The organism is Chitinophaga sp. (assembly GCF_039596135.1).
In the GTDB taxonomy this organism is placed as follows: Bacteria; Bacteroidota; Bacteroidia; order Chitinophagales; family Chitinophagaceae; genus Chitinophaga.
On sequence record NZ_JBCNKH010000010.1, the window covers coordinates 16478 to 41637 of the forward strand.

Here is a 25160-nt window from a genome sequence, read left to right on the forward strand (position 1 = left end):
GTTAGATCGACCTTCGGAAATTACAATAATTTCTTAAGATTACTTCCTTTCCAATACTGGTTTAAAATAATCCCCTTTCAACAATAATTTCCTAAGATTAATTCCCCTTCCCAACACCCCTTTAAAAATATCTCCCTCACTTCGAACTCTTCCAATTGCATTCTTAATATTAAAATCCCTCATCTGCAATCCCCGCTTTACCTCTTCCCAATGCAGCGGCATAGACACCGTCGCTCCCGGTTTGGGCCGTAAACTATACGGCGCCGCCAGCGTAGCTTTCGGCCGGTTCTGCAAATAATCAATATACAATTTCCCTTTCCGGTTCCGGGTCATCCGCTCTATACTCGTAAATTTTGGTAACCGCTTGTGCACCTCCGTCGCGATGATCTTGCCAAACAACTGGCACTCGTCATACGTATATTTAGCACCCAGTGGAATGTAAATATGTATACCTGTAGAACCAGATGTTTTGGGATAACTTTTTATATTCCACTCATCCAGTACCCCCTTCACCGTTTGTGCCGTTTCTATCACCTGCTCAAAGGTATTCCCCTTGTCAGGATCCAGGTCTATCATACACCAGTCAGGATAATCCGGGTTATGGATCGTAGAGTTCCATGGGTTCATTTCTATTGCACCCAGGTTCGCCATATACAGCAAACCAGCAGCATCTTCCGGCACTAAAAAATTCTTATTTTCTCCTTCACTGGTCGTGTACGGATACTGTCTGATCCAGTCCGGCACCTTGCCCGTCACATCTTTCTGGTAAAAACTATGACCTTTAATCCCGTTAGGATAGCGGTTCAGCGACTGTGGTCTGTCTTTGAGATAGGGGAGAATGTAGGGTGCTACCTGGTAATAATAATTCAACAGATCCCTTTTGGTAAATCCTTCATCCGGCCAGTACACTTTACTTAAGTGAGAAAATGTGAGCTGATGCCCCGCTACCTTTTTTACCTGCGTTTCTTCTGATGGATTGAGCAGGGTTTTTAAGCTCCCTGTCACCGCGGGTTTTAACATTTTTAAAGCAGGTGCTGTTTCTTCCGCTACCTCCGCTTTTACCTCCCGGGCCGCTTTATCTGTGCGCATCCCCTCAAAACTGGGGTGCCGCATTACCCCGTCAGCAGTAATTTCTGCATAACTTACTTCGCAAACCAGTGAAGGCTTCAGCCATGTAGCCGTTGCATTTGGCGGGTTCGGTCTGAACCGCGAAGGTTTATTTATATCAGGCTCCCGTACAAACGGACAGGTGCGCCTGATCAATGGTCTGAATGCCGCCATCAGTTGCTTTTGCATGGCCTGGTTAAAGCCAGTGCCTATTTTCCCGGTATATTGTAATTTGCCGTTTTCATACACACCCACCAGCAAACTACTGAATGGTTTCGGCGAATCTTCATTCTGTGTAAAGCCGCCAATCACTACTTCATGTCTCTTATTTGTTTTTATTTTTAGCCAGTTCCGGCTGCGTTCTCCCGGTTCATAAATACTGTTCTCCTTTTTTGCAATAATACCTTCCATACCTAGTTTACCGGCAGCAGCAAGGAACTCCCCGGCCTTGGCTTCAAATGGCTCACTGTAACGGATAATGTCTATGGCCGGTAATTTTGATTTCAACAATGCATGCCGTTCTGATAATGGCAATTTCATGAGGTTGTGTCCTTCCAGCCAGAGCAGGTCAAATACATAATATACCAGGTCTCCATCGGCCTCACTCCGCCAGTTTTGCAATGACCCGAAATGAGAGATCCCCTGCTGGTTGAGCACACAGATCTCACCATCTACTACTGCATTGATGCCCCATGCTATCAGCGCATCGTATACGGGGTAAAATTTTTCATTGAAAGATTTATCATTTCTCGACAGCAGGTTGACCGTGCCTTTGTTACAGTAGGCAATGGCCCTGTACCCATCCCACTTCACTTCAAATGACCAGCCAGGTTCATCAAAAGGCTTGTTGACCAGCGTAGCCAGCATGGGTTTGATAATCTTCGGAAACGGATCTTTTTTCATAATGAGATCCCAATGCAAAAAGTGGTCCCTAACTTGTGGTGATGATATCCATGACAAAGCCCCTTTTTCTCGTTCTGCTGTCAGGCCTCTTTGCCTGTAACCAGCCCAAACGCGATGCGGGTAATCCTGCATTGCTGCTGAAAAACGTCACCCTCATTGATGGCAGTGGCGGTGCACCCATTCTCAATACAAATCTCCTGATCCGGGGCGATACCATCGCAGCTATCGGCGACAAAATGGATGCAGATGGTGCTGCCGTACTGGATCTTTCAGGCAAAACCATCATGCCCGCACTGATCAGTGCGCATACGCACATCGGTACCCTGAAAGACACTGCTAACAAAGGAGAAAATTATACCCGGGAGAACATCCTCCGTCAACTGAAGAAATATGCGGACTATGGCGTGACCAATATACAGGTGATGGGAACCGACCGCCCCATGCTCTTCCATACCGGTTTGCGTGATTCTTCGCAGAATGGCCTGTTGCCGGGTGCCCGCCTGCACTCCGCCGGATATGGTTTCGGGGTACCCAATGGTGCGCCACCTTTGGCCATGGCTATGGATAGTGTATTCAGACCCGCTTCTGCACAACAGGTGGCGGCAGAAATGGATAGTCTTGCCGAACTGAAACCCAGCCTGGTCAAGATATGGGTAGACGACTTCAACAGGAAATTTCCCAAAATGGATACCGCCATCTACCAGGCTATTATCAAAGAGGCTCACAAGCACCACCTGCGTGTAGCAGCGCACTTATACTACCTGTCAGATGCACGGTCGTTAGTAAGAGCTGGTGTAGACGTCATTGCGCACAGCATAAGGGATAGTGTGATCGATGATGCGCTTATCAAAGAAATGCGGGCAAAAGAAGTTGCTTATATTCCAACTTTGTCGCTGGATGAGTACGCCTATATCTACGCCCGCCGCCCGGAATGGATCAATGATGCATTCTTTAAAGCTTCGCTGGAACCCGGTGTGTATGAAAAAATCACTTCGCCCCAATACCAGGAGAATTTAAAGAACGCTCCTGATTATGAAAGAAACGTACATGCATTTGAAACGGCGTTGAAGAATGTAGAAAAACTCTACGCCGCAGGCATCCTCATTGCCATGGGTACAGATTCAGGTGCCACACCTGTCAGGGCACAGGGCTTTAGCGAACACCTGGAATTAGAACTGATGGTGCAGGCAGGACTCAAACCCATAGCTGCAATTACGGCTGCTACCCGCAATGCAGCCAGCGTGCTGGAAATAGACGGGGCATTTGGTACACTCGCCACAGGCAAAAGCGCAGACTTCATGATATTGAATGCAAATCCTGCAGATGATATAAAGAATACCAGGAAAATATTCGCTGTCTATAAAGCGGGGAAGCTGGTCAGCAACGGACCCTTAAATAAATAAAAAAAGAACAGCCGGTGCTAAGCCGGCTGTTTGCATTTGATCATCTGATCTCTTTTACTTATTGATCGCCTGTGTTTGTTATCAAACCAATTAGATAAAAAATTATCCCGTTGGGTTTTTTATTGTGAGTAATTCGAATAATTATCACTGCTAAGGTAGGCCGCTCCGGCGCTATAGGAAATGATCGTTCTCAACGCAAACGATGATCGTGGTCAATTGGCAGCGGACTGAATTGTGGCACAGTATTTTATATCCTTGTTTGTAATGAAGGGACTACTAATAATTACATTAATTACGCTTACAACTGATGCCATTGCCCAGGATTCAATCCCTAGAAGGAGGAGAGATTATGGTTATGATGTAGATACAGTGTCTAAACTGGACCTGATCGACATCTTCAGCAATACTTTTCACATCAGGAGCAGGAAGATACCCATGAAAGGGGACAAGAAGATCTATTATTCATTGGTACCTATTCCTACGAATATTCCCGGTGGCGGCGTGGCGCTGATTACCAGTACCAATGCGGCTTTTTATATGGGACCACGGGCTTCCACCAATTTGTCTAACGTTTCTTTTGCCCCTTCATTTTCATTCGGAGGGCGCTTCTCATTTAGTTTTCACAGTAATATCTGGCTCACGGGCAATAAGGATAATGTAACCGGTGATATGCGTTTCATCATCAACCCACAGTATACATGGGGACTTGGAAAAGGTGTACCGAATGATCAGAAGGAATTATTGTTCAGCAATTATTTCAGGTTTTATCAAACCTGGCTGCACAAGGTGGATGGCGGCAAATGGATGGCTGGTTTGGGTTACATGCTGGACTGGTACTCGTCTATCCGGTTCAAAGACAATGACAGTATATCGCTGCCGGAATTTAGTCATTATGAATATGGCACCCAGCCGGGCCGGCATTCCATGTCGTCAGGTATAGCATTTAATGTACAGAAAGATGCCCGCCAGAACTCCATCAACCCGCAGGCAGGGTATTATTTCAATACCGTATTGCGCTACAACTTTCGCTGGCTGGGCAGTAGCGACAACTGGCCTTCTTTGTACATAGATTATAGAAGGTACCTGCACTTTGGAGATCCTCATAGCCAGCATGTACTGGCATTGTGGGGCTTTTATTGGACAGCACTGAGTAATAAAACCCCATATCTCGATTTGCCCAGTATAGGCTGGGATCCTACTACACATAGTGGCAGGGGAATTCCACAAAACCGGTACAGGGGTAAGGGATTATGGGACCTGGAAGCAGAATATCGACGGGATATTACACGCAATGGTTTCCTGGGTTTTGTGGTTTTTGCCAATGTGAATGCAGTGACAAAGCTGGATAAGTATCGGTTTACCAGTCCGCATCCGGCTGTGGGAACAGGCTTGAGAGTGAAGTTCAATAAGCGCTCTAATACCAACATTGCATTTGACTATGGCATCAGCAGTACAGGTGGACGTTTCACCATGATGCTGGGCGAGGCTTTCTGATTATTCTCCTCCTGATTGTTGCAGCATTTCTGCAAATGCAATCGCCGCTTTTTTTCTATAAGCATTGGCTGGCCAGGAAATGGTGGCCTGTCTGCTCATTTCTTTCCCTGTAATCATCACTGCCTGCACCGCAGTTTGTCCTACCAGCGAAGCCGTGGTCAGGACGGTATACCAGCGCCCTGTTGCCACCAGTTGTAATAAGATACTGATGTCGCTCAGCTCCATTTTGATATCAGGGTAAATCTTATTTTTCTCAAATACTTTGTCGAGGAAACTCCGGGTGTTAAAGCCTTTGGAAGGCATGAGCAGCGGCAGACTTTCCACTTCTTTGATATCAACGCTCCTGCGGGCCGCAAGCGGATCATTGATGGGAACGATCAGGGACAGGCGGGATTCAAACAGGGTTTGTGAAATGAGCACATCATTTTTTTGCGCCGGTGTAAAAGAGAGTACAAAATCCAGTTGTACCTGGCGAAGTTTTTCTAACAGGTCCAGCGAAGTACCCGAGGCCATTACAATTTTTATTTGTGGATAGCGGGCAGAAAACGCTATCAGCGTGCGGGTAACGAGGGCCTGTAGTCCATAAGTGACCCCGATGGCGAGTTCGCCCGTTTCCAGGTCCTGCAGGTCTTCGAGCAGGTGCTGGCCGTCTTCTGCATGCTGAATGCTCTGGCGGGCGTAGGGCAGAAAGAGTCTGCCAGCCTCTGTGAGCATCACTTTTTTGCCAATTCTGTCAAAAAGTGGGGTGTTCAGTTCCTCTTCCAGCTGTTTTACCTGCTGAGAAAGGGTACTTTGACTGATATAAAGCATACTTGCAGCTTCCGTAAAGTTTAGGATTTCTGCAGTTTTCACGAAATAGCGCAATTGACGGAGTTCCATGAGGCGAAGGTAGGTCATCGATCGGTTTTATCAATGATAACCATAGAAAAATACCATGTTTACTAATCGAAGCGGCGTTATAAATTTGTGTAATAAATACGAGGAATTATGCAAGCGGTAGCAGACCCCGGGGTATTCAGAATGCGCCCTGAAAGACAGAAAGCGGTGAAAGGTTGTTTACGTTACACACGTATCAAGTTCGGTATCTTTTTGTCAGGTTTGTCGGTTTTTGCACAGCTTTATTTGTTTCAGCCTATGCTGACATTATTGTGCAAAGAGTTCAACATCACGCCTGCCCATAGTAGTCTGGCAGTATCTGCCTGCACCGTGGGCATGGCCGCAGGATTGTTTTTATTCGCTTTTAAAGCCGACAGGTTTCCAAGAAAAAAACTGATGGTGAGTTCCATGATCATCTCTACCTTACTCACCCTGATATCAGCAGCTGTCAGAAATTTTGAATTGCTCATTGTGATCAATTTCCTGAAAGGGATGGTATTGTCAGGTGTTTCTGCGGTGGCACTGGCTTATTTGTCAGAAGAAGTACATATCAGTTCACTGGGGCTATCAATCAGTTTATACCTGGCCGGTAATACCATGGGGGGCATGATGGGCCGTGTGGGTGCCACCTTAATGTCTGGCTGGTGGGGATGGCAGTGGGCTACCGTAGGTATTGGTGCGGGTAGTTTGCTGTTAGGGTTAGTATTTGCACAGGTGTTCCCTGAATCCAGGCATTTTTCCCCTGCTAAGGTACAGACCAGGCGTAAGCTGGAACATATGGGACAGTTTCTCCGTGATCCATTGATCGTGCGGTTATATTTTGTAGCAGCGTTGATCATGGGAGCGTTTGTGAGTGTCTACAATTATTTAGGTTTCCGCCTCGAAGCAGCGCCATTTTCATTGCCCCATTACCTGATCGCATTTATCTTCCTGATGTATACCACAGGGGTAGCGGGTTCATTGGTAACGGGTAAATGGTCTGACAGGCATCCGGCCGATAAAATTCTCCGTGTGTTCATGTTGCTGCTGGTACCTGGTTTATTGTTCTTACTGACCAAAAGCGTCGGCTTGATAATTATAGGATTGGGCATTTTTACTTTTGCTTTTTTTGGTGCACATACGATGGCGAGCAGGATGGTATCACAACAGGCGAAGCAAGGGAAGAGCACGGCAACTTCATTGTACTGGTTGTTCTATTACCTGGGATCCAGTCTGGTGGGCAGTACTACGGGTATTGCGTTGCAAAAATGGAACTGGGAAGTGTTCATCGGCGTATTATTTTTGCTGGTGCTGGGCTCCCTCTTACTAGTAAGACCTAAAAAATGAATATTATCTACATATTAAATATTTAATACTCTTTCTTTTTTAATTGTTTTTTGTTATATTTGTTACCCTCCCTATTTATTTGGGGAAGTGAGCAGTAAGGCTTTGTGAATGCAAAGGATGCTGACGATGAGTTAATTGTAAGATATAATTTTACAGTAATAGATATCAAGCCTTCTGATGCTTCAGGAGGCTTTTGTATTTTTTGTAACCAAACCAAGAAGTGTATGTTGGAAATTGTAGAAGTAACAAAGGACGATGTAAAAAGACTGGAGCAGGTAAAAGGCCTCTTCAGGGAGTATGCTAACTGGCTGAGTGTAGACCTGAGTTTTCAGCGTTTTGAAGAAGAATTGAGTAACCTGCCGGAACCTGCTTATGTAGCGCCAGAGGGTGCACTGTTTTTGGCGCTGGTAGATGGACAGCCTGCAGGCTGCGTAGGCGTAAGGGCTTTTGAAAATTCAACCTGCGAAATGAAACGCCTCTTTGTAAGAGATGCTTACAAAGGTCATGGAGTAGGAAAAGCGCTGGCAGCAAGTGCCATCGAAGCTGGCCGCAGACTGGGATATAAACGTATCTTGCTTGATACCCTCGCGCACATGCGCCGTGCAATCGACCTTTACACCGGACTGGGATTCAGACCAATCGCCGCTTATTACGACAATCCGATCAGCGATGCGGTTTACCTGTCTATGAGTCTTGAACCAGAAAGTGAGAGTGCAGGTAATGCAGCTTAATTAAGGCTGCCATTTATATTGTAACACCAGTGGTAATACATGCTCAATGATTGCCAGGTGACCGTTATGTGATATTTACGCGCTGAAGCGTACCCACCCCCTTGTGTTTTCCAATTATTGAAATTTTATGACTGACGTACCGCTTAAAAGAGGGTATAGCCTTAGTGCTATAAGGGCACTATATGATCTCCAAAAGGTCACTTCTATATCGATTTGATATTGAAGTGACCTCTTGATGACCTTTTAGTGATCCCCTGGCACTAAGGGATTGCTATAGCTGTCAGGAACGTGGCAGGTGATAGCCGTTGTGATAATGTGCTGAAATAAGCTTATTCCCGGCCTTTTCTTCAAAGCGCTGACGTGCTGCATCCCAATGTAGTTTTAAGCCCGTTTTATAGGCTATATTGCCCATTTGCGCCACTTTTGCCACATGTGCGCCTACCTGTATCGGGGCATGCAGGTCTTCCAGTTTCCGGGATTTGATGACTTCGAGGAAATTGGTCGCATGTTTATCCAGTCCGTTATCAACTTTTTCCCTGCGGGGTACTGCCGGCATTTTCTCTTTGCCGTCTTCTTTTTCAGGTACTACTTCCCAGCCGCCCCTGTCTAAAACCAGGGTGCCGTTATTGCCGATGAAGGCAATGCCATGGTCCCTGTTATAAGGGCCGCCATTGATACCGGTGGCGTGTTCCCACTGGATATTGAAGCCGTCGAACTGGTAAACGGTGGTGAGGGTATCCGGTGTTTCTGCTGCATCGTCCGGGTAAGCGAATTTGCCCCCGGCTGCCATGATGGATTGCGGATCGGTGGCTTTCATGCCAAGCAATGCGTAGTCCAGCAGGTGTACCCCCCAGTCGGTCATCAGGCCACCGGCATAATCCCAATACCAGCGGAAGTTGAAATGAAACCGGTTAGGGTTAAAGGGCCGTTTCTCCGCAGGGCCTAGCCAACTGGTGTAATCCACGCCAGCCGGTGGTTCGCTGTCTGGTTTTACAGGAATGGAATGCATCCAGCCCATATAAGCCCAGGCTTTGACAAGGCGGATCTGGCCCAGCGCACCGCTATGTACAAAAGCGATGGCGTCGTTAAAGTGCTGCATGCTGCGCTGCCACTGGCCTACCTGTACCACACGTTTGGTACGTTCCTGGGCTTCGACCATGGCGCGGATTTCGGAAATAGAGTTGCCGATCGGCTTTTCAACATACACGTCTTTACCGGCAGATACTGCATCTGTCATTTGCAGGCAATGCCAGTGATCCGGTGTACCGATGATGACTGCATCGATGTCTTTGTTGTCGAGCAACTGCCTGTAGTCGCCGTAGGTTTTGACCTGAATGCCTTTGGCAGCCAGTTCACCGGCTCTTTTGTCCAGTACATTCTTGTCTACATCACAAAGGGCAACGCAGTTGGCGGCCGGGTTTTTCAATATGGCTGTCAGGTCAGCCCAGCCCATGCCATTGATGCCGATGGCAGCGATGTTAATGCGATCACTGGGGGCCATGGCGCGCAATGTGGATGGGAGGGAAGCGGCTAGTCCGGCACCCGCTGCAAGGGTCGACGCGGAACGAATGAATTTTCTGCGGGTTATGTTCATAAATGTGGAAATTGAGACGGTATACAAGATATAAAAATATCTTACAGGATGGTATTTAAAACACCGCCGTCTGCACGTAATGCAGCGCCATTTGTAGCAATGGATAATGGAGATGCCAGGTAGGCGGCCAGTTGCGCCATCTCAGAAGGGTTTAAAAATCTTCCGAGTAACGAACCAGGATTGGTCGCATTGAAAATATTTTCTTTTAACTGGTCTGCGGGTATATGCTGCGCAGCGGCAATTTGTTCTACCGCACTTTTTACCCCATCGGAATAGGTTGGGCCACCCAATATTGTGTTTACGGTTACCTGGGTGCCTTTTGTCAGTTGCGCCAGCCCGCGGCTGATCGATAACATGGCCGTTTTAGTCATGCCGTAATGAATCATATTCGCCGGGATATTTACCCCCGATTCACTGCTGATGAAAATAATCCGACCCCATTTCTTTTCCAGCATAAATGGCATCAAGGCACGTGATAACCGTACACTACTCATCACATTTACATTGAAAAAATGTAGCCAGTCCTCATCCGTCAGATCAAAGAATGATTGCAGGTCAAAGATGCCCACATTATTCACCAGTATATCTACCGGCGGTATTTCATTCACTATGGTCGCAATATCGCCTGCAATGCCCGAAACCATACCCAGTGAGCGTAACTGTGCGACCGCCTGGTCTAATTTTTCCTTATTTCGCCCATTGATAATCACCGCAGCACCTTCCTGCAGCAACTGCTCCGCTATGGCAAAACCGATCCCCTGCGAAGACCCGCTGATGAAAGCAGTCTTCCCTTTTAATTGTAAATCCATGTATGTAAGTTGATTTAAGTGAGTATTTCCAGTTGCATGTCTATTTGCTTTGCCAGGATGGTATTGTCAGGATACATGCGCCTTGTTACATTCATCCCGTTCCAGAGCGTGATGAGATAACGGCCTAATATTGCAGGATCTGTCTGGTTCCTGATCGTGCCACTTTTTTGTGCAGCCGCAATGGTTTCGGTGAACATGGCTTCTACTTCTTTCAATATAGTGACCGCTTCTCCTTCCAGTTCTGCATCCAGGTTTGCCATTTCCACAACGGTATTGACGATGATGCAGCCCTGCATATGGGTGTGCTGATCGGCAGCAGCTATACTGCGAAAGAAATCTTTAATGAGGTCTAATGGTACTGGCGCTTTTTTTAGCTCCGTTTTAAATGCCGCAAAAGCCTCCCGGCGCTGTTGTATCGCTTTGCTGAACAGCTCTTTTTTACCTCCTTTGAAGGCATTGTAGAAGCTCCCGGCGCCTATGCCGATGGCCTGCAGGATATCAGGGAGTGAAGTGGCTGTATATCCTTTATTCCAGAATACCTGCTGTGCTTTGGTCAGTGCTTCCTTGTTATCGTAAATGGTCGGTCTGCCTCTCATTTGTATTTTTGTAGTAATCATTACAAAAATAGGGAATCCTTATTAAAACAACAAACCCCATCAATTGATGGGGTTTGTTTTATGAGGTAAACCTAATTTTAGAAATCTTCAGATTCTTCTTCTTCTTCACCGGCGCTGGTACCAAAGTTCATCATAGTACCCAGCAGGTCGCTGAACCTTGTTTCATTTTCCACCACCTTCTTACTGATTAAGGAATAAGAAGCCAGGCCATGCAGCACAAATTCCATCAGCAGCAGTTGCTCCTGTTTGTTTGCCTGCGGGAAGCGGACTTTGATCAGCTCTTTCAGCCCATCTACTTTTGACAGGGCGGTTTCGTACTGCTTATCGCTCACGTCCTGCAGCAGCTGTACGGCATTGCCTTTATCGAACCACTGGATCACCTGCCGGTATGGGTTTTCGGCCTGCTGTACCTGTTTGCTGCGCTTCTTGAACGAATCCGGGTTTGGGAAGTAGGTAGCAAAGAGCGTACGGATAGATTTGTCCAGGAGGTTCACTGCTACCTGCAGCGGCCCTTCCTGTTCGCCTTCGTATACCAGTTCAATCTTGCCGGTGATGGCAGGAATAATACCCTGCAAGTCGGCAATGCGGACAAAGGTGGATTTTTCGCCATTGATGATGGCCCTGCGTTCGCCGGCGCTCACCGCATTTTCGTACGCAGCGATGGTGAGACGGGCAGAGACACCGGATTTTTTATCTACATATTCGCTGTTGCGCGCTTCAAAAGCTACCTGTTCGATCATGCGCTTGATCATATCACTGATCTGTACATGTGATTGTTCTGCATGTACATTGGCTTCCTGTTCCGTGATGAGCAGGGAGTTCTCCACGCTCTTGGGATAGTGGGTAATGATCTGGCTTTCGATACGGTCTTTCAGCGGCGTTACGATAGAACCGCGATTGGTGTAGTCTTCCGGGTTTGCGGTGAAGATAAAGAGGATATCCAGTGGCATACGTACTTTGAAACCACGGATCTGTATATCGCCTTCCTGCAGAATGTTGAACAGGGAAACCTGTATACGTGCCTGCAGGTCGGGGAGTTCGTTGATGACAAAGATGCCGCGGTTAGAGCGGGGAATGATACCGAAGTGGATCACTCTTTCATCTGCGTAGTTCAGTTTCAGGTTAGCCGCTTTGATAGGATCGATGTCACCTACCAGGTCGGCTACAGATACATCCGGTGTAGCGAGTTTCTCGCCATAGCGGGCTTCTGCCGGCAGCCAGGAGATGGGGGTGGCATCACCGAGTTCAGCGACCATATCCCTGGCGTATTTGGAAAGGGGGTCGAAGGGGCTGTCGTTCACTTCAGAACCTTCCACAATGGGTATGTATTCATCCAGCAGGGAGATCATCTGGCGGGCCATACGGGTTTTTGCCTGACCGCGCAGACCGAGGAAGAGGATATTGTGCCTGGACAGTAATGCTCTTTCTGTGTCGGGGATAACGGTATCTTCGTAACCGATGATACCTGGGAAAGTGATCTCTTTTTGTTGTAACTTTTTAATCAGGTTTTGCCTGATCTCTTCTTTTACTGATTTAGGTTTATATCCACTCTTCTTTAACTCACCTAGCGTTCTGATGTTAATATTCATTAATTGATAAGATTTACTGATTACAATTGAGTTTACAGCACTTTTCTTTTCCCGTTTTCGAAGTCGAAGAAGAGGAACTGGCCTAGTTTGTCAAGACCGGAGAAGAATGCTTTCCCGTTGTTGGTTTCGGTGAATTCAGTCACGAACTTTTGCAACCACGGGTCAGTGGCTACCATGAAGGTAGTAATGGGAATTTTCAGCTTTTTGCATTGTGCCGCGAGGTTCAGTGTGCGGTTCAGAATTTTGCGGTCCAGGCCAAAGCTGTTTTTGTAATACTGTTTGCCGACTTTGAGACAGGTAGGTTTCCCATCGGTGATCATGAAGATCTGTTTGTTGGGATTCCGGCGTCTGCGCAGGATGTCCATGGCCAGTTCCAGGCCTGCCACCGTATTGGTGTGGTAAGGTCCTACCTGCAGGTATGGAAGGTCTTTGATCTCTATCTGCCAGGCGTCGTTGCCGAAGACGATAATATCCAGCGTGTCCTTGGGGTAGCGGGTGGTAATGAGTTCACTCAGTGCCATGGCTACCTTTTTGGCGGGGGTGATGCGGTCTTCGCCGTAGAGGATCATGGAGTGGGAGATGTCTATCATCAGGGCGGTAGACGTTTGTGTTTTGAAATCCGTTTCCTGTATTTCCAGGTCGTCCTGATGTATGGAAAAGCTCTCGACACCATGATTGATCTGGGCGTTGCGGATAGACGCTGTCATATCGATCTGCTCCAGTGCGTCACCAAACTGGTAAGGCCGGGAGTCGGCATTCAGTTCATCGCCCTGCCCGGATTTACGGGTGTTATGGTTGCCCACGTTTGACTTTTTCAGCTTGCCAAATATTTCTTCGAGGGCACGTTTGCGGATGTTCTGTTCGGTTTTTCCGGTAATCTGAATACTGCCGTTTTCTTCGTTTTCGCGGATGTATCCTTTTTCCCTGAGTTCCTGTATGAAGTCTCCGATACCGTATTCATCGTTGGTCAGCTGGTATTCTTTGTCCAGTTCAGTCAGCCATTGCAGTGCTTCGCTGACGTCGCCGCTGGTGTAAGTCAGCAGTTGGGTAAACACGTCCAGTAGTTTCTCAAATGGCGATTTTCCCTGCTCGTCGGGTTCAAATTTGGAAAAATGTAAGCCTCTCATAATAGTTCTAAATTAGTGATTTTAGTTGACAGTCAAAGACAGCATTAGGATGTACGGGATTTTTTTAATTTTATGTTTATGTTAAGATCGATATTTCCTGCATTGGTCCTCATTTTCCATTGCACCATTTCCACGGCCCAGACTGTAAAAACAACCCGCGGTTACATTAAAGGCATCGAAGAGCAGGGCATCTTCGTTTTCAAGGGAATTCCCTATGCCAGCGCAGCGCGCTTCAAGGCGCCTACTCCCAGACCCGCCTGGAAAGATACTCTTTCGTGTACAGCATTTGGTCCCATAGCCCCGCAGTGGAATGGGAAAGTAGTGGGCGAAGAAGATTGTCTGCGGCTGAACCTGTATACCCCAGGTTTGAAAGGAAAAAAGCCGGTAGTAGTATGGGTACACGGCGGCGGTATGACAGGCGGCACCGGCATGTGGATGAACGGTCATGCCTTTGCAGATCATGACAGTATTGTTACAATTACCATCAATTATAGACTAGGCGCCCTGGGATTTCTTTATTTAAAAGACATTCCCGGGTATGAGACTGCGCCGAACAATGCAGTGCTGGACCTGGTCGCTTCCCTGCAGTGGATAAGGGAAAACGTTGCTGCATTTGGTGGCGATCCCAATAAAGTAACTGTGATGGGTGAATCGGCAGGTGCAAAACTAAGCAGCGTACTGCTCGTGACACCTGCTGCCAAAGGTAAATACCGGCAACTGGTGCTGGAAAGCGGTGGCGTAAACTGTATCAGGGATACTACTACGGCCATTGCTATCCGTCAGCGCCTGATGGATACATTGAAGATCACTGATCCCAGGCAATTCCTGACCTTATCAGTCAGCGATATTATTGCTGCACAGGCAAAGGTGTTAAAAGGTGCATCCGGTACAAACTACTTTGGGCCGATGGCCGATGACAGGATCGTGTACGGCGATGCGTACAACTGGCTGAAAAAGCATCCTGTCAAAAATGTAAGGGTCTTACTCGGCAGCAATAAAGCCGAAGCATTGGTATTTATGAACCTGGACAAGCGCCTCTACGATGAGGATAGACAGGCACTCAGGGATTGGTTTGGGAAAAACGGCGACCTGGTACAGGTGCCACCGGATACTGCTGGCAAAGTGCAAACCCTGAGCCGTATCATGTACCAGCTGCATACTTACCGGCTGGCAAATGTACTTGGTGCGCAAAAAGCCAATGTATGGCTGTACTCATTCGAACAGCCCCCTGCTACTCATGGTCAGGAGCTGGCATACATATGGCGCAGCCGGCAGGCGCTGGAAAATCCTGCGCTGCAGGTAACTATCCATCGGGACTGGGTGAACTTTATCAAAGGAAAAAATCCATGGACAAAATACGACAGTCGTAAGCTGGGAATGATTTACGGGGAACCTACCCATGAAGATAAGATCCCCGGTTATGAAGATCCGAACTATCCCGCGATGGGCTTTTTGCTGGATTGATTCGCTAATATAATTGCAGTTACCAGCTGCGCATTGACCAGTTCTGCCGGGTGTGGGGTATGGGGAAGTACACCCAAACCTGCATCCGGCAGTAGTTTATAGGTTTGCAGGGTTTCTTCAAAAGAGACCATCCGATCGCGGTCGCCCAATAAAATCAATGTAGGCGTGGAGATGTTTTTAAAATCATCTGGCTGTAATGGATTCTCTGCACCCATTGCAAGCATCATCTGCGCCGTTCGTTCCACCACCACTTTCCAGTCAGTAGGCGCGTGCATTTTTTCCAGCGCCTGCGCAAACCCCGGTACTTTCACCAGCATTGTTTCGGGTTGCAGTAGCTGCGTTTCCTTTTCTGCTGTAGCCGGATCCCAGTGAAATTTGGTGCCGAGGGTAATAATCCTGTCCACCAGTTCCGGATGATTTTTAGCCAGATAAAGCGCCACATACCCACCCATACTGGCGCCAAAAATTGTGAGATTTTCCAGTTGCTGCTCACGGATATAATCCGCTACTGCTGCAGCAAAAAAAGAAATAGAAAATGGACCGGCTGGTAGCGGTTGCCCGCCATGTCCCGGAAAGTCATACAGGTGAATGGTGTAGTGTGCTGACAGCGCTTCGGCAATAGCCTGTAGCTGGTGAGATGCGCCAATGGCGCCGTGGAGTAATAATAATTGGGGCTTTTTCATACCCGCAAATATAAAGAAAAGGCCGGAATGCCTACCCAATAAGCATCCCAGCCTTTGCTGTTTATTTGTAACACGAGACTATTAGTAGCGATAACCACCGTGATAATGATGATGATGATATCCATGGGGAGGACCGTAACCAGGGCCACGCTCTACCAGGCAGCTACTTAAGCTGATGGTGCCAATAAACAATGTTGCGATGAGGAAATATTTTAAATTTTTCATGATGATTAGGTTTGAATAAACTGTGATCAATAACTGTTGTTTAAGTTGGCGTCTGCAGGCGTTTTTTAAACTTCTGATATAGTAAATGAGAAAAGTATGCCAGAGTCAGAATCGGATTGTTATTTACTGTTAAAATGCCTGTAACCCGCTGTGGATGAATGATCACCGTCATAGTTTACACCGGTTTTTTCAGATAGGTTTGTTGTTATGATGCAAATTCCTTTCAATTTAATGGCAAAACCTGCGGGTGCAACCTGCAATCTGCAATGTTCCTATTGTTATTACCTGGAAAAGGGCACACCTTATATGGATGATACAGTGCTGGAAGCATACATCCGGAATTATATCCGGGAGCAACCCAGCCAGCAGGTAGATTTCGTGTGGCAGGGTGGTGAAGCGACCCTGCGGGGAATTCCTTTTTATAAAAAGGCATTGCAGTTACAAAAGCAATACGGAAATGGAAAGGTGATTACGAATTCGTTTCAGACGAATGGTACGTTGTTGACTGACGACTGGTGTCGTTTTTTTAGAGAGAATAATTTCCTGGTAGGGATTTCTATTGATGGTCCGGCAGAAGTGCACGATCCTTATAGAGTGAATAAGGGCGGAAAGCCGACTTTTAAGCAGGTGATGCGGGGATTACAGTTGTTATTGAAGTACAGAGTAGAATTTAATACACTGACCGTTGTGCATGATTTGAATGTGCAAAAACCTTTAGAGGTATACCGGTTTTTGAAACGGGAAGGAAGTGAGTATATGCAGTTTATTCCGCTTGTTGGCAAAAAAGAAGCGGTACATCCGCTGGAATTTGGGCGCTTTATGACCAGCATCTTTGACGAGTGGGTAAAGAGAGATGTGGGGCGGTATTTCGTGCCTGTTTTTGACGCGGCATTGGCAAATGAAGTGGGTGTACCGGCAGGGAGTTGTGTGTTCAACGATTATTGCGGACAATCGATTGTGATTGAGCATAACGGTGATGTATATGCCTGCGATCATTTTGTGGGGCCGCAATATAAAATCGGGAATGTACTGACAGGGAGTTTGCAGGAGATGATGCGTTCAGAAAAGCAGCAGACGTTTGGGGTGAATAAGTTCAGGCAGCTGGCCGCAGCCTGTGGCTCCTGTGACGTGTATAAATATTGCAGAGGAGAATGCCCGAAGAACAGGCAGCCAGATGGTCTGAATTACCTTTGTGAAGGTTACAGGCTGTTCTTCAGGCATATCCGTCCATATTTGCAGTTTATGGCCAATGAGCTGGCCCAGCGGCGGTCTCCGGCGAATGTAATGCGTTATGCTTCAACAAATTTTCCGCCTTTGAACTGAGGTGGCAGCAGGCTGATTTGGTGACTGATAGTTTCAGCAATATGTCTGCCCTGTTCGCTCAGGTGTGATTCGTCGTAAGTAGGTGCACCTTCCGTATCAGTTTGCTGCATTTCAAATCCTGCAGGGATCTGATCACTGAAATGCTTGTTTGGGGTGACATGGTAGACGATGGAATGATTGCGTTGTTCAAATTCCAGGTCCAGCATGAACTGTTGTCCATCTAAGTTGATTGTGATTTGCCTGGTCATATGATTGAGTTTATGGTTGTAGGGCAAAAGGCAGGCCATATGTCAGCAATTCTACAGCAGGAATGGCCTGTATTTTTATAGTAAAGTAATTACTATGAAAAAACTGTTACTCTTTGCATGCTTATACATTTCCCATACTTTATCTGCTCAAACGTTATCTTTCCCCGGGGCGGAAGGTTTTGGCCGTTTTGCCACCGGCGGACGGGGAGGAGATGTGTACATTGTGACCAACCTGAACGATAGCGGCAGCGGGTCTTTTCGTGATGCCGTGAGCCAGCCCAACCGGATTGTGGTGTTTGAAGTGGGCGGGATTATTCATATCAGTTCCCGGATTGTGGTGTCTCAAAACATCACCATTGCGGGGCAGACTGCCCCCGGAGATGGGATTGTGATTTATGGGAATGGGGTGTCTTATTCCAATGCCAGTAATACCATCACACGGTATCTGCGCGTGCGGATGGGGGTGAATGGAGATAGTGGAAAAGATGCGCTGGGAATTGCCAATGGCATCAATATGATTTTTGATCACGTTTCTGTGAGCTGGGGCAGGGATGAGAATTTTTCAATCAGCTGGGATAATAAAAACTACGAGCCGGGGAATATTACTATTCAGTATTCTATTATCGGACAGGGATTGTGGAGCCACTCCTGTGGAGGTTTGATCCAGACAAATGGGGGGGTGTCACTGTACCGCAATTTGTATATTGACAACAAAACACGGAATCCAAAAGTAAAGGGGAAGAATGAGTTTGTCAATAATATCGTCTACAACTGGGGCGATGGGGGAGCATATATATTGGGCGATTCAGAAGGCGCTTCTGCAGCGAATATTATCAACAATTTCTTTATTGCGGGGCCGACGGTCAATAATCATACAGCTCCTTTTATCAGGGGGAATCTCAATTTCAGTACGTATGGTGCAGGGAATTATTATGATAGTACGCTGGATGGTACATTGAGTGGCAGATTGCTGGAGCAGTTTGACTACGGCGTGGGCGATAGGGCGGTGAACTGGATGACGGTGCCGTTTGCATATCCGATTCAGCCGGATAGCGGGAATGTGGTGAGTGCACAGCAGGCTTATAATATTGTATTGCAGGGCGCAGGGGCGAATATTCCCAGACGGGATCAGGTGGATTCTATTATGATCAGTGAACTGGCGTCGCTGGGAACGGGTGGAATTACGATTGGTACATTTACGAATGAGAATCTGTTACCTACAGGCGGACCGGGTGTGGTGAATGGCGGCGTGGCGCAGGCGGATACGGATAGAGATGGGATGCCGGATGCGTGGGAACTGAGGTATGGATTGAATCCTGATAGTGCGGCAGATGGGAAGACGCTGAATGCGGATGGGTATACGAATTTAGAGCATTATATTAATGGGTTGGCAGATGGGGGACTGATGGCAGCGAAGAAGGTAGCAGATGAGGGTTTTAAGGTATTCCCCAACCCGGCTACCAATTCAGTGACTGTGCAGGTTGGAGAAAATACCCCTTATCGGGTGGACGTGATCAATATGAATGGAAAAATTTTAAGAAGTACGAATAGTACAGGGCCGATATTTAATATCAGCACCGCCGATCTGCCTTCGGGTAATTACTTTTTAAGAGTGGGTACCCGGGTAAGGAAGATCGTCGTAGTACATTAATGCCTGTTTTTTTCGAAATGCTCCCACAGGTATTTAGATACTTTCCGGATCAGGTTTGCCGCTTCGTTATCGTCTGTCCAGCTTTGGTCGGCGATATTTTTGGTGCCGATATAGAAAGCGTATTCCCCATGTGGGGCATTCACATATACGACTTCGGACCTGGATGCGTCTATGGCGCCGGACTTATGGGCTGCCTGTACATAGGGTGGAATGGCGGAGATAGCGCCTTCGTCGTAGTAAGGATGGGTCATGAGCCGATACATTCTTTCGGAGGCGGATTTGCTGATGACTACTCCATCGCGGATTTTGATCATCAGGGTGGTTATTTCACGGGGTGTGGTCATGCCCCAGCCGTAGATTTTCCATATTTCCTGGCGGCCGGCGGTACGGGAGTTTACCCTTGTTACATGCAGACCGTATTGTTCCATGAGCTGGTTAATACGTTCGCCACCACCCGCGAGGGCCTGGTTCCAGAGCGAAGCGGTGTTGTCACTGTACGACATCATGAGGGCGAGGAGCACGCTGAGGTCTGTGTCTGTACTGTCTTTGAAGTACTGCATAATACCTGAGCCGCCGTATTTGATACTGTCCCTGTATACGAGTGGCTGGTGGTATTGTAGTTCTCCCTTTTCTATCTTGTCGAATACCCCTACCAGTATGGGCACCTTGACGATGCTGGCGGTAGGGAAGATGCTGTCGGCATTGATTTCGGCGTAGTGGCCGGTTTTCAGGTTGCGAACATAGATACCTACGTCTCCGTGAAAACCGGAGATCACATCGCGAAGGCCCTTTTCCAGTTTTAGATCATGCTGGGCAAAGGCAAGGGATGGGAGCAAAAGTGCAAGTAAGAGGAACTTCATGCCCTTAAGATAAAAAATCCTGCTGAATTATTCCCCATTACCGTTTGAAGTCAGCACCTCACTCATATAATCAAAAAACGGCCGCATTGCCTTAAATGTCTTATTCGCTTCTTCCAGAAAGGATGCTTCCATCACGGCTTCGTCCGGAAATTTCCTGATCAGCAGGTATTGCTTATAGCGCAACAGGTCGATGGCTTCATGATCGGCAGGATAGCCTTTAGGGGCTGTTTTTAACTGTTCGCCCTGCAGGGTGCCAAAAGAAGACGTAAATACCTTACTATGAATAATTTTCTGCAAAGGTGCCGGGTCAAAAGCAATATCATCCCTGATCAGTTTCAGATCGGCCGGCACAGGGCCAAAGAAGCCACCTGCTACAAAGCTGTTCCCCTTTTCGATATGAAAATAATACCCACCCCTGCGCTGTTTGGTCGCGCGCTTAAAGCTACCGCTCCAATGTGTTTTGTAGGGTGTTTTATCGTGTGAAAAGCGGGTATCCCTGTAAATGCGGTAAATGCTTTTTTTGCCTGAAGGGGTTTCAATCAGGTCGTGTGTATTCATCTTAGCCAGCAGGGCTTCAGCAAAGTTTTCAATATGCTGCAGTTCCTGCTGGTAAATTGTTTTATGTTCATTAAACCATTCACGGTTATTGTTCTTCCGTAATTTTTCCAGGAAGTCGAATCCAGATGCAGGTATAACAACCTGTGATTGTTTTGCCATGACAATGATAATTGAATGGCAAAGATAATCTTAATGAGCAGTTTTTTTATTATTCAGGATATCCAGTACTGCGGTCTTCAGGTCTTCATACTTTGAATTATCATCGAAGCCCAGGGCATAGTTGAAATGGGTGTCTCCTTTATTGCCACAGAGGATATACGTCTGACCGCCCAATTCCTCACTGATAGGAGAGTATTCTGTCTGGATTGTTCTTTCAGCAAAGCCGGCTTTGTCTACTACCACAAAAATGATCTTATTGTAAATGCGGCTGGATTTACCATGCTCATATCTTTCATACACCATCACCTCTTTGTCTGTCCATTTAAATTTGTCAAAGCAAAACCGGTCGTTCAGGTAGCGGTTATTTATAAATTTGCCATCCCGCTGTGCGGCATACATTTTTGCTTTTAACTGTTCCCCTTTCACATAGTCCTTATTGTGATACTGAACCTGGATCAACCTGGTGAAGGCTTCATAATCGGCAGAGTCAGTAGCCAGCATTTCTTCTATGATGGGTAGCGCCTGGTCCGTGCGGCCTTCCTTGTTTTCCAGGTCGATGATGTCGTAGAGAACAGTCTTATAATGTTCATCATCTTTATTCATGGTTTCTTTGAGTTTGTAATAATGCGCCAGTGCTTTTTCATTTTCATTCTGGGCGATATAAATCTGGCCAATCATGAAACCGGACCGGCTATCTGCATCCGGCAGTTCTGTTGCTTTGGTAAACACTTCCATGGCCTGTGGGTATTTTTTCAGGTAGTAATAGGCAATACCCATTCCCTCATAGCTTGCCGCGTTGATATCGCAAGCCAGTGATTTTTGAAACATGGGTATGGCTTCTTCGAACTTTTCCTCGTAGTTGAGGAGGGAACCTTTCAGGTAGTAATTCCTGTAATCTTTAGGTGATTTGGCACAGGCCATGTCCAGCGTTTTTTGTGCCATGCTGTCCTTTGACATGATATGATAAGCCAAAGCCAGGTAATACAATGCGGGAGATGAAAGGGTATCGGGTTGGGTAGTAAAATTGATCATGTCATTGTATTGCTCACTCTGGGCCAGAAATTTGAGACGGATGCTGTCCTGGGCGTAACCCTGGTATAGTGCACAGCAGCAGCAAATGGTTACCATTAACTTTTTCATATATAGGGTGATTTTTGTCCCGTTTAACCGATCAGTGTATTCAATGTCATCAGATTGGTAATTGCATCCCCGATGGTGTTATTGAAATACACATACACCTCTTTCCCTTTCTCCATCCATTCTTTGATCTGTAAAGCATGTTGTTCCAACTGAACCTGGGTATAACCTCCTTTGTAGTCGCCAGCCGGACCGTGAAACCGAAGGTAAACAAAATCTGCCTTGTTATTTAACCGGGTATTCCTGGATTTTGGGATATCGTGCAGGACTATACTGGCACCATATTCATCGGCTAACTCAAACGTTTCGCTGATATACCAGCCCGGATGCCTGAATTCCAGCGCTACCTTCCACCCTGAAATGAGCTCCAGCAGCGCTTCTACCTGGCTAAAACCATCGATGGTCAGGGAAGGGGGAAACTGTACCAGCAGACAGCCTTTCTGGTCTCCTACCTGGTCAATGACGGACATAAAATTTAACACATCTTTGGGATTAAAAGCTAACCCCTTTACATGGGTAATTTCCCGCCAGAGTTTAAAGGTAAATACGAAATGAGGAGGCACTTCTTCCGTCCATTTTTTTACCGTGCTTTCTTTAGGTACTTTATAAAATGAGCTATTGATTTCAATGCTGTTAAACAAACTGGAATAGTAAGTAAGCCGGCTCTTGTCACGATACGCCGGCGGGAAAGAAGCCTTGTTGGGTACGGGTAGTACCAGCCCGCTGGTACCCGATTTATACAGGCGGTTCATACAATTATCCTGTTTGATTATATATTATAAACAATTATATTTGGATGATACCTATGTTCATCAATTTCCCTCATTCAACAGTAAAACCATTAAACATCTCACGATGCAAAAACTCAAAGTAATCATTCTTTTATTCCTCGTCATGCTCTCTGTGAAATGCTTCTCACAGGTATCATGTTACAACATCGTAGGGTATTATCCTTCGTGGGTAGCTGGCGGCAGCTATTACATCAACAGCCCTTCGAAAATCGACTACACAAAGTACACGCATATTATGTATGCTTTTGCCATTCCCGGCACGGATGGTAAGATTGGATCTGTAGACAATAGTGCTTCATTGACCGACCTTGTGACCCGCGCACATGCTGCCAATGTAAAAGTGCTGTTGTCTATCGGTGGCTGGCTGGATTCATCCCCCAACAATACACCGTTTGAGACCATATCCGGCAATACCACTTACATCAATAACCTGGCCACGGCCTGCGGAAACCTCATCACGCAGTACAACCTGGACGGAATTGACCTGGATTGGGAATACCCCACTACCAAGGCAAAGTGGAATGCACTGGCCACAGCCCTGGGTACTAAGATCCACGGCATGGGTAAACTGTTTACCGCAGCAGTTTCTGAGAGTGCCAGCAACAACGGCGATCACTATGACGATGTCTCCATGCTGGATCTTGTGAACATTATGTGCTACGGTAATTACAGTCTGGCCAGCAGCTCCATGTCTTACTGGACATCAAGGGGCGTACCACAAAGCAAGCGTATGCTGGGCGTGCCCTTTTATAGTTCAGATAATAATACATCTGAGCACATCCAGAAAGCCACTTTGGCAAAATCCACAGCAGGTGGAATTATGATCTGGGATATCGCTTCTGAATATGGTGATATCAATGCTATATACAGCACATTGGGTACTGTATGTTCAGGTAGTACACCGGTGCCGCAGAACCTTGCCAAGGGTAAAACTGCCGTAGCATCTTCGGTAGAAACGGGTACGACCTATGTAGCTGCCAACGCGACGGATGGTAGTTACACTACCCGCTGGTCTTCGGCCTTCAGTGATCCACAGTGGGTGTATGTAGACCTGGGTGCAAACTATGATATCAGTGAAGTGAAGATCACCTGGGAAACAGCATCTGCTACTGCTTACCAGGTACAGGTGTCAGCAGATGCGGGCAGCTGGACCACGATCAAATCTGTGAGTGGCAATACGACCCTGACGAATGACCTGACAGGCCTGAGTGGTACTGGCCGCTATGTACGGATTTATGGTACGGCCAGGTCTACCGCATATGGCTACTCTGTTTATGAACTGGAAGTATATGGCAGTGCTGCGCAAAGCCCATATAGTGGGAGCGCCTGGCCCATTCCCGGGAAGATTGAAGCGGAGAACTTTGATAATGGAGGTGAAGGCGTGGCCTATCATGACCTGGATGTCAGCAACACCTTAGGTCAGTACAGAACGACGGAGGGTGTAGATATCGAAGGCTGTACAGATACCAATGGGGGATATGATGTAGGGGCTACGCATACCAGTGAATGGCTGGAATACACTGTCAATATTACGAAAGCAGGGGTATATACTTTCCAGGCACGCGTTGCAACTACAGCTACCGGCAAGGCTTTCCATGCAGAACTGGATGGTCAGAATTTTACCGGCACCATCAGTGTGCCTAATACTGGTGGCTGGCAGACATGGACTACCGTAAACGTGACTACGCCGGTGCTGACTACTGGTAAGAAGGTGTTAAGAATCTATATGGAAAGTGATCAGTTCAACCTGAACTGGGTAAACTTTGTATTACAGTCAGAAGATTTAGCTGCGGGTAAAAAGGCCGTTGCCTCTTCTGTAGAAACAGCAGATTTCCCTGCCAGCTATGCATTTGACGGCAATGATTCTACTACCCGCTGGTCATCTGCATTTAAGGATAGTCAATGGGTAAGCGTAGAACTCGATACCATTCGCGCAGTATCGGAGGTGGTGCTTAAATGGGAAGCTGCGTATGCAACCAGTTATCGTATTGAGACTTCTTTAGATAGTATTAACTGGACTGTACAACAAACTGTGACGAATGGCGCGGGTGGTACGGAAACGATTAGTTTTCCGGCAGTGAATGCGCTTTTTGTACGCGTGTATGGTTTGAAACGTGCTACTGCTTATGGTATATCACTCTGGGAAGTGGTGATTCATGGCAGTGATGCAATAACAGCCGCCCGCAAGATTTCGGGGACTGTCGATTTCGCCCTGCATGCCTATCCAAATCCAACGACCAATTTACTCAATGTACAGGTACAGGGCATCAAACTGCCCACTGTACTGCGGGTATACAGTATGAACGGAACAGCTATGTATACTACACTCCTCACACAGGATGTAAACCAGTTACAGCTGAACGTTTCAGGTTGGCCAAGGGGTATTTACATTATACACGTTAATGGCCGGACCCAAAAGATTGCAGTACAATAAAATTGTTTGAACATAGGTCATATACCGTCCCGGTGATTGTGCCGGGGCGGT

Annotated in this window: 22 protein-coding genes; 8 read left to right on the forward strand and 14 right to left on the reverse strand. The window is 46.9% G+C overall.

Features of this window, described 5'->3' with window-relative positions; all coding sequences use genetic code 11:
* Positions 1-39: 39 nt before the first annotated feature.
* Positions 40-2010, reverse strand: a complete 1971-nt coding sequence (ligD, locus tag ABDW16_RS09245) for a DNA ligase D (RefSeq protein WP_343669223.1) — start codon at positions 2008-2010, stop codon at positions 40-42.
* 50 nt (positions 2011-2060) lie between these two features.
* Between ligD and ABDW16_RS09250 the strand changes: the two genes are divergently transcribed.
* Both ABDW16_RS09250 and ABDW16_RS09255 read left to right on the forward strand, forming a co-directional pair.
* Positions 2061-3413, forward strand: a complete 1353-nt coding sequence (locus ABDW16_RS09250) for an amidohydrolase family protein (RefSeq protein ID WP_343669225.1) — start codon at positions 2061-2063, stop codon at positions 3411-3413.
* A 264-nt stretch (positions 3414-3677) separates the two neighbouring features.
* Complete coding sequence (locus tag ABDW16_RS09255) at positions 3678-4907, forward strand: hypothetical protein (RefSeq protein ID WP_343669226.1); 1230 nt, start codon at positions 3678-3680, stop codon at positions 4905-4907.
* Here ABDW16_RS09255 and ABDW16_RS09260 read toward each other — a convergent pair whose 3' ends face one another.
* Positions 4908-5786 (reverse strand): LysR substrate-binding domain-containing protein, encoded by an 879-nt coding sequence (locus ABDW16_RS09260; protein WP_343669227.1) that lies wholly within the window; start codon positions 5784-5786, stop codon positions 4908-4910. It abuts the gene before it with no gap.
* 108 nt (positions 5787-5894) lie between these two features.
* Between ABDW16_RS09260 and ABDW16_RS09265 the strand changes: the two genes are divergently transcribed.
* Entirely contained in the window at positions 5895-7109 is a 1215-nt protein-coding gene (locus tag ABDW16_RS09265; protein ID WP_343669228.1) for an MFS transporter, read from the forward strand.
* Between the two features lie 224 nt (positions 7110-7333).
* Positions 7334-7840, forward strand: coding sequence for a GNAT family N-acetyltransferase (locus ABDW16_RS09270; protein WP_343669229.1), 507 nt, complete (start codon positions 7334-7336; stop codon positions 7838-7840).
* A 280-nt stretch (positions 7841-8120) separates the two neighbouring features.
* Here the strand turns inward: ABDW16_RS09270 and ABDW16_RS09275 are convergent, their stop codons facing one another.
* The 5 genes from ABDW16_RS09275 to ABDW16_RS09295 form a co-directional block, all read right to left on the reverse strand.
* A complete protein-coding gene (locus tag ABDW16_RS09275) occupies positions 8121-9434 on the reverse strand; it encodes a Gfo/Idh/MocA family oxidoreductase (protein ID WP_343669230.1) in 1314 nt (437 codons plus the stop codon).
* Positions 9435-9475: 41 nt separating this feature from the next.
* Positions 9476-10243 (reverse strand): SDR family oxidoreductase, encoded by a 768-nt coding sequence (locus tag ABDW16_RS09280; RefSeq protein WP_343669232.1) that lies wholly within the window; start codon positions 10241-10243, stop codon positions 9476-9478.
* A gap of 14 nt (positions 10244-10257) precedes the next feature.
* Entirely contained in the window at positions 10258-10839 is a 582-nt protein-coding gene (locus ABDW16_RS09285) for a TetR family transcriptional regulator C-terminal domain-containing protein (protein ID WP_343669233.1), read from the reverse strand.
* Between the two features lie 98 nt (positions 10840-10937).
* The gene (locus ABDW16_RS09290) at positions 10938-12449 is read right to left on the reverse strand and encodes a magnesium chelatase (RefSeq protein ID WP_343669235.1); all 1512 of its coding nucleotides are present in this window, start codon (positions 12447-12449) and stop codon (positions 10938-10940) included.
* Between the two features lie 32 nt (positions 12450-12481).
* Positions 12482-13576: a VWA domain-containing protein gene (locus ABDW16_RS09295; protein WP_343669236.1), complete on the reverse strand. Its 1095-nt coding sequence runs from the start codon at positions 13574-13576 to the stop codon at positions 12482-12484.
* A 78-nt stretch (positions 13577-13654) separates the two neighbouring features.
* Here ABDW16_RS09295 and ABDW16_RS09300 point away from each other — a divergent pair, with 78 nt between their 5' ends.
* The gene (locus tag ABDW16_RS09300; RefSeq protein ID WP_343669237.1) at positions 13655-15040 is read left to right on the forward strand and encodes a carboxylesterase family protein; all 1386 of its coding nucleotides are present in this window, start codon (positions 13655-13657) and stop codon (positions 15038-15040) included.
* Here the strand turns inward: ABDW16_RS09300 and ABDW16_RS09305 are convergent.
* Together ABDW16_RS09305 and ABDW16_RS09310 are read right to left on the reverse strand one after the other, a co-directional pair.
* Positions 15010-15723, reverse strand: coding sequence for an alpha/beta hydrolase (locus ABDW16_RS09305; protein WP_343669239.1), 714 nt, complete (start codon positions 15721-15723; stop codon positions 15010-15012). The two genes, ABDW16_RS09300 and ABDW16_RS09305, sit on opposite strands and share 31 nt — an antisense overlap.
* A gap of 81 nt (positions 15724-15804) precedes the next feature.
* Positions 15805-15948, reverse strand: a complete 144-nt coding sequence (locus ABDW16_RS09310; protein ID WP_343669241.1) for a hypothetical protein — start codon at positions 15946-15948, stop codon at positions 15805-15807.
* 231 nt (positions 15949-16179) lie between these two features.
* Between ABDW16_RS09310 and ABDW16_RS09315 the strand changes: the two genes are divergently transcribed.
* On the forward strand, positions 16180-17271 hold the full coding sequence (locus ABDW16_RS09315; protein ID WP_343669243.1) for an anaerobic sulfatase maturase: 1092 nt from the start codon (positions 16180-16182) through the stop codon (positions 17269-17271).
* Here ABDW16_RS09315 and ABDW16_RS09320 read toward each other — a convergent pair.
* Positions 17238-17519 carry a hypothetical protein gene (locus ABDW16_RS09320; RefSeq protein ID WP_343669245.1) on the reverse strand — a complete coding sequence of 94 codons (282 nt, stop codon included), beginning with the start codon at positions 17517-17519 and terminating at the stop codon, positions 17238-17240. The genes ABDW16_RS09315 and ABDW16_RS09320 overlap by 34 nt on opposite strands.
* A gap of 94 nt (positions 17520-17613) precedes the next feature.
* Here ABDW16_RS09320 and ABDW16_RS09325 point away from each other — a divergent pair, with 94 nt between their 5' ends.
* On the forward strand, positions 17614-19170 hold the full coding sequence (locus tag ABDW16_RS09325) for a T9SS type A sorting domain-containing protein (RefSeq protein WP_343669246.1): 1557 nt from the start codon (positions 17614-17616) through the stop codon (positions 19168-19170).
* Here ABDW16_RS09325 and ABDW16_RS09330 read toward each other — a convergent pair.
* Genes ABDW16_RS09330 through ABDW16_RS09345 form a run of 4 tightly spaced genes read right to left on the reverse strand, consistent with a single transcriptional unit; the run spans position 19167 to position 22636 of the window.
* Positions 19167-20030, reverse strand: coding sequence for a serine hydrolase (locus ABDW16_RS09330; protein ID WP_343669247.1), 864 nt, complete (start codon positions 20028-20030; stop codon positions 19167-19169). The two genes, ABDW16_RS09325 and ABDW16_RS09330, sit on opposite strands and share 4 nt — an antisense overlap.
* A gap of 27 nt (positions 20031-20057) precedes the next feature.
* Positions 20058-20747: a DUF2461 domain-containing protein gene (locus ABDW16_RS09335; RefSeq protein WP_343669248.1), complete on the reverse strand. Its 690-nt coding sequence runs from the start codon at positions 20745-20747 to the stop codon at positions 20058-20060.
* 30 nt (positions 20748-20777) lie between these two features.
* Entirely contained in the window at positions 20778-21887 is a 1110-nt protein-coding gene (locus ABDW16_RS09340; RefSeq protein ID WP_343669250.1) for a hypothetical protein, read from the reverse strand.
* Between the two features lie 23 nt (positions 21888-21910).
* A complete protein-coding gene (locus ABDW16_RS09345) occupies positions 21911-22636 on the reverse strand; it encodes a DUF72 domain-containing protein (protein WP_343669252.1) in 726 nt (241 codons plus the stop codon).
* A 103-nt stretch (positions 22637-22739) separates the two neighbouring features.
* Between ABDW16_RS09345 and ABDW16_RS09350 the strand changes: the two genes are divergently transcribed.
* Entirely contained in the window at positions 22740-25109 is a 2370-nt protein-coding gene (locus ABDW16_RS09350; protein ID WP_343669253.1) for a discoidin domain-containing protein, read from the forward strand.
* Positions 25110-25160: the final 51 nt, after the last annotated feature.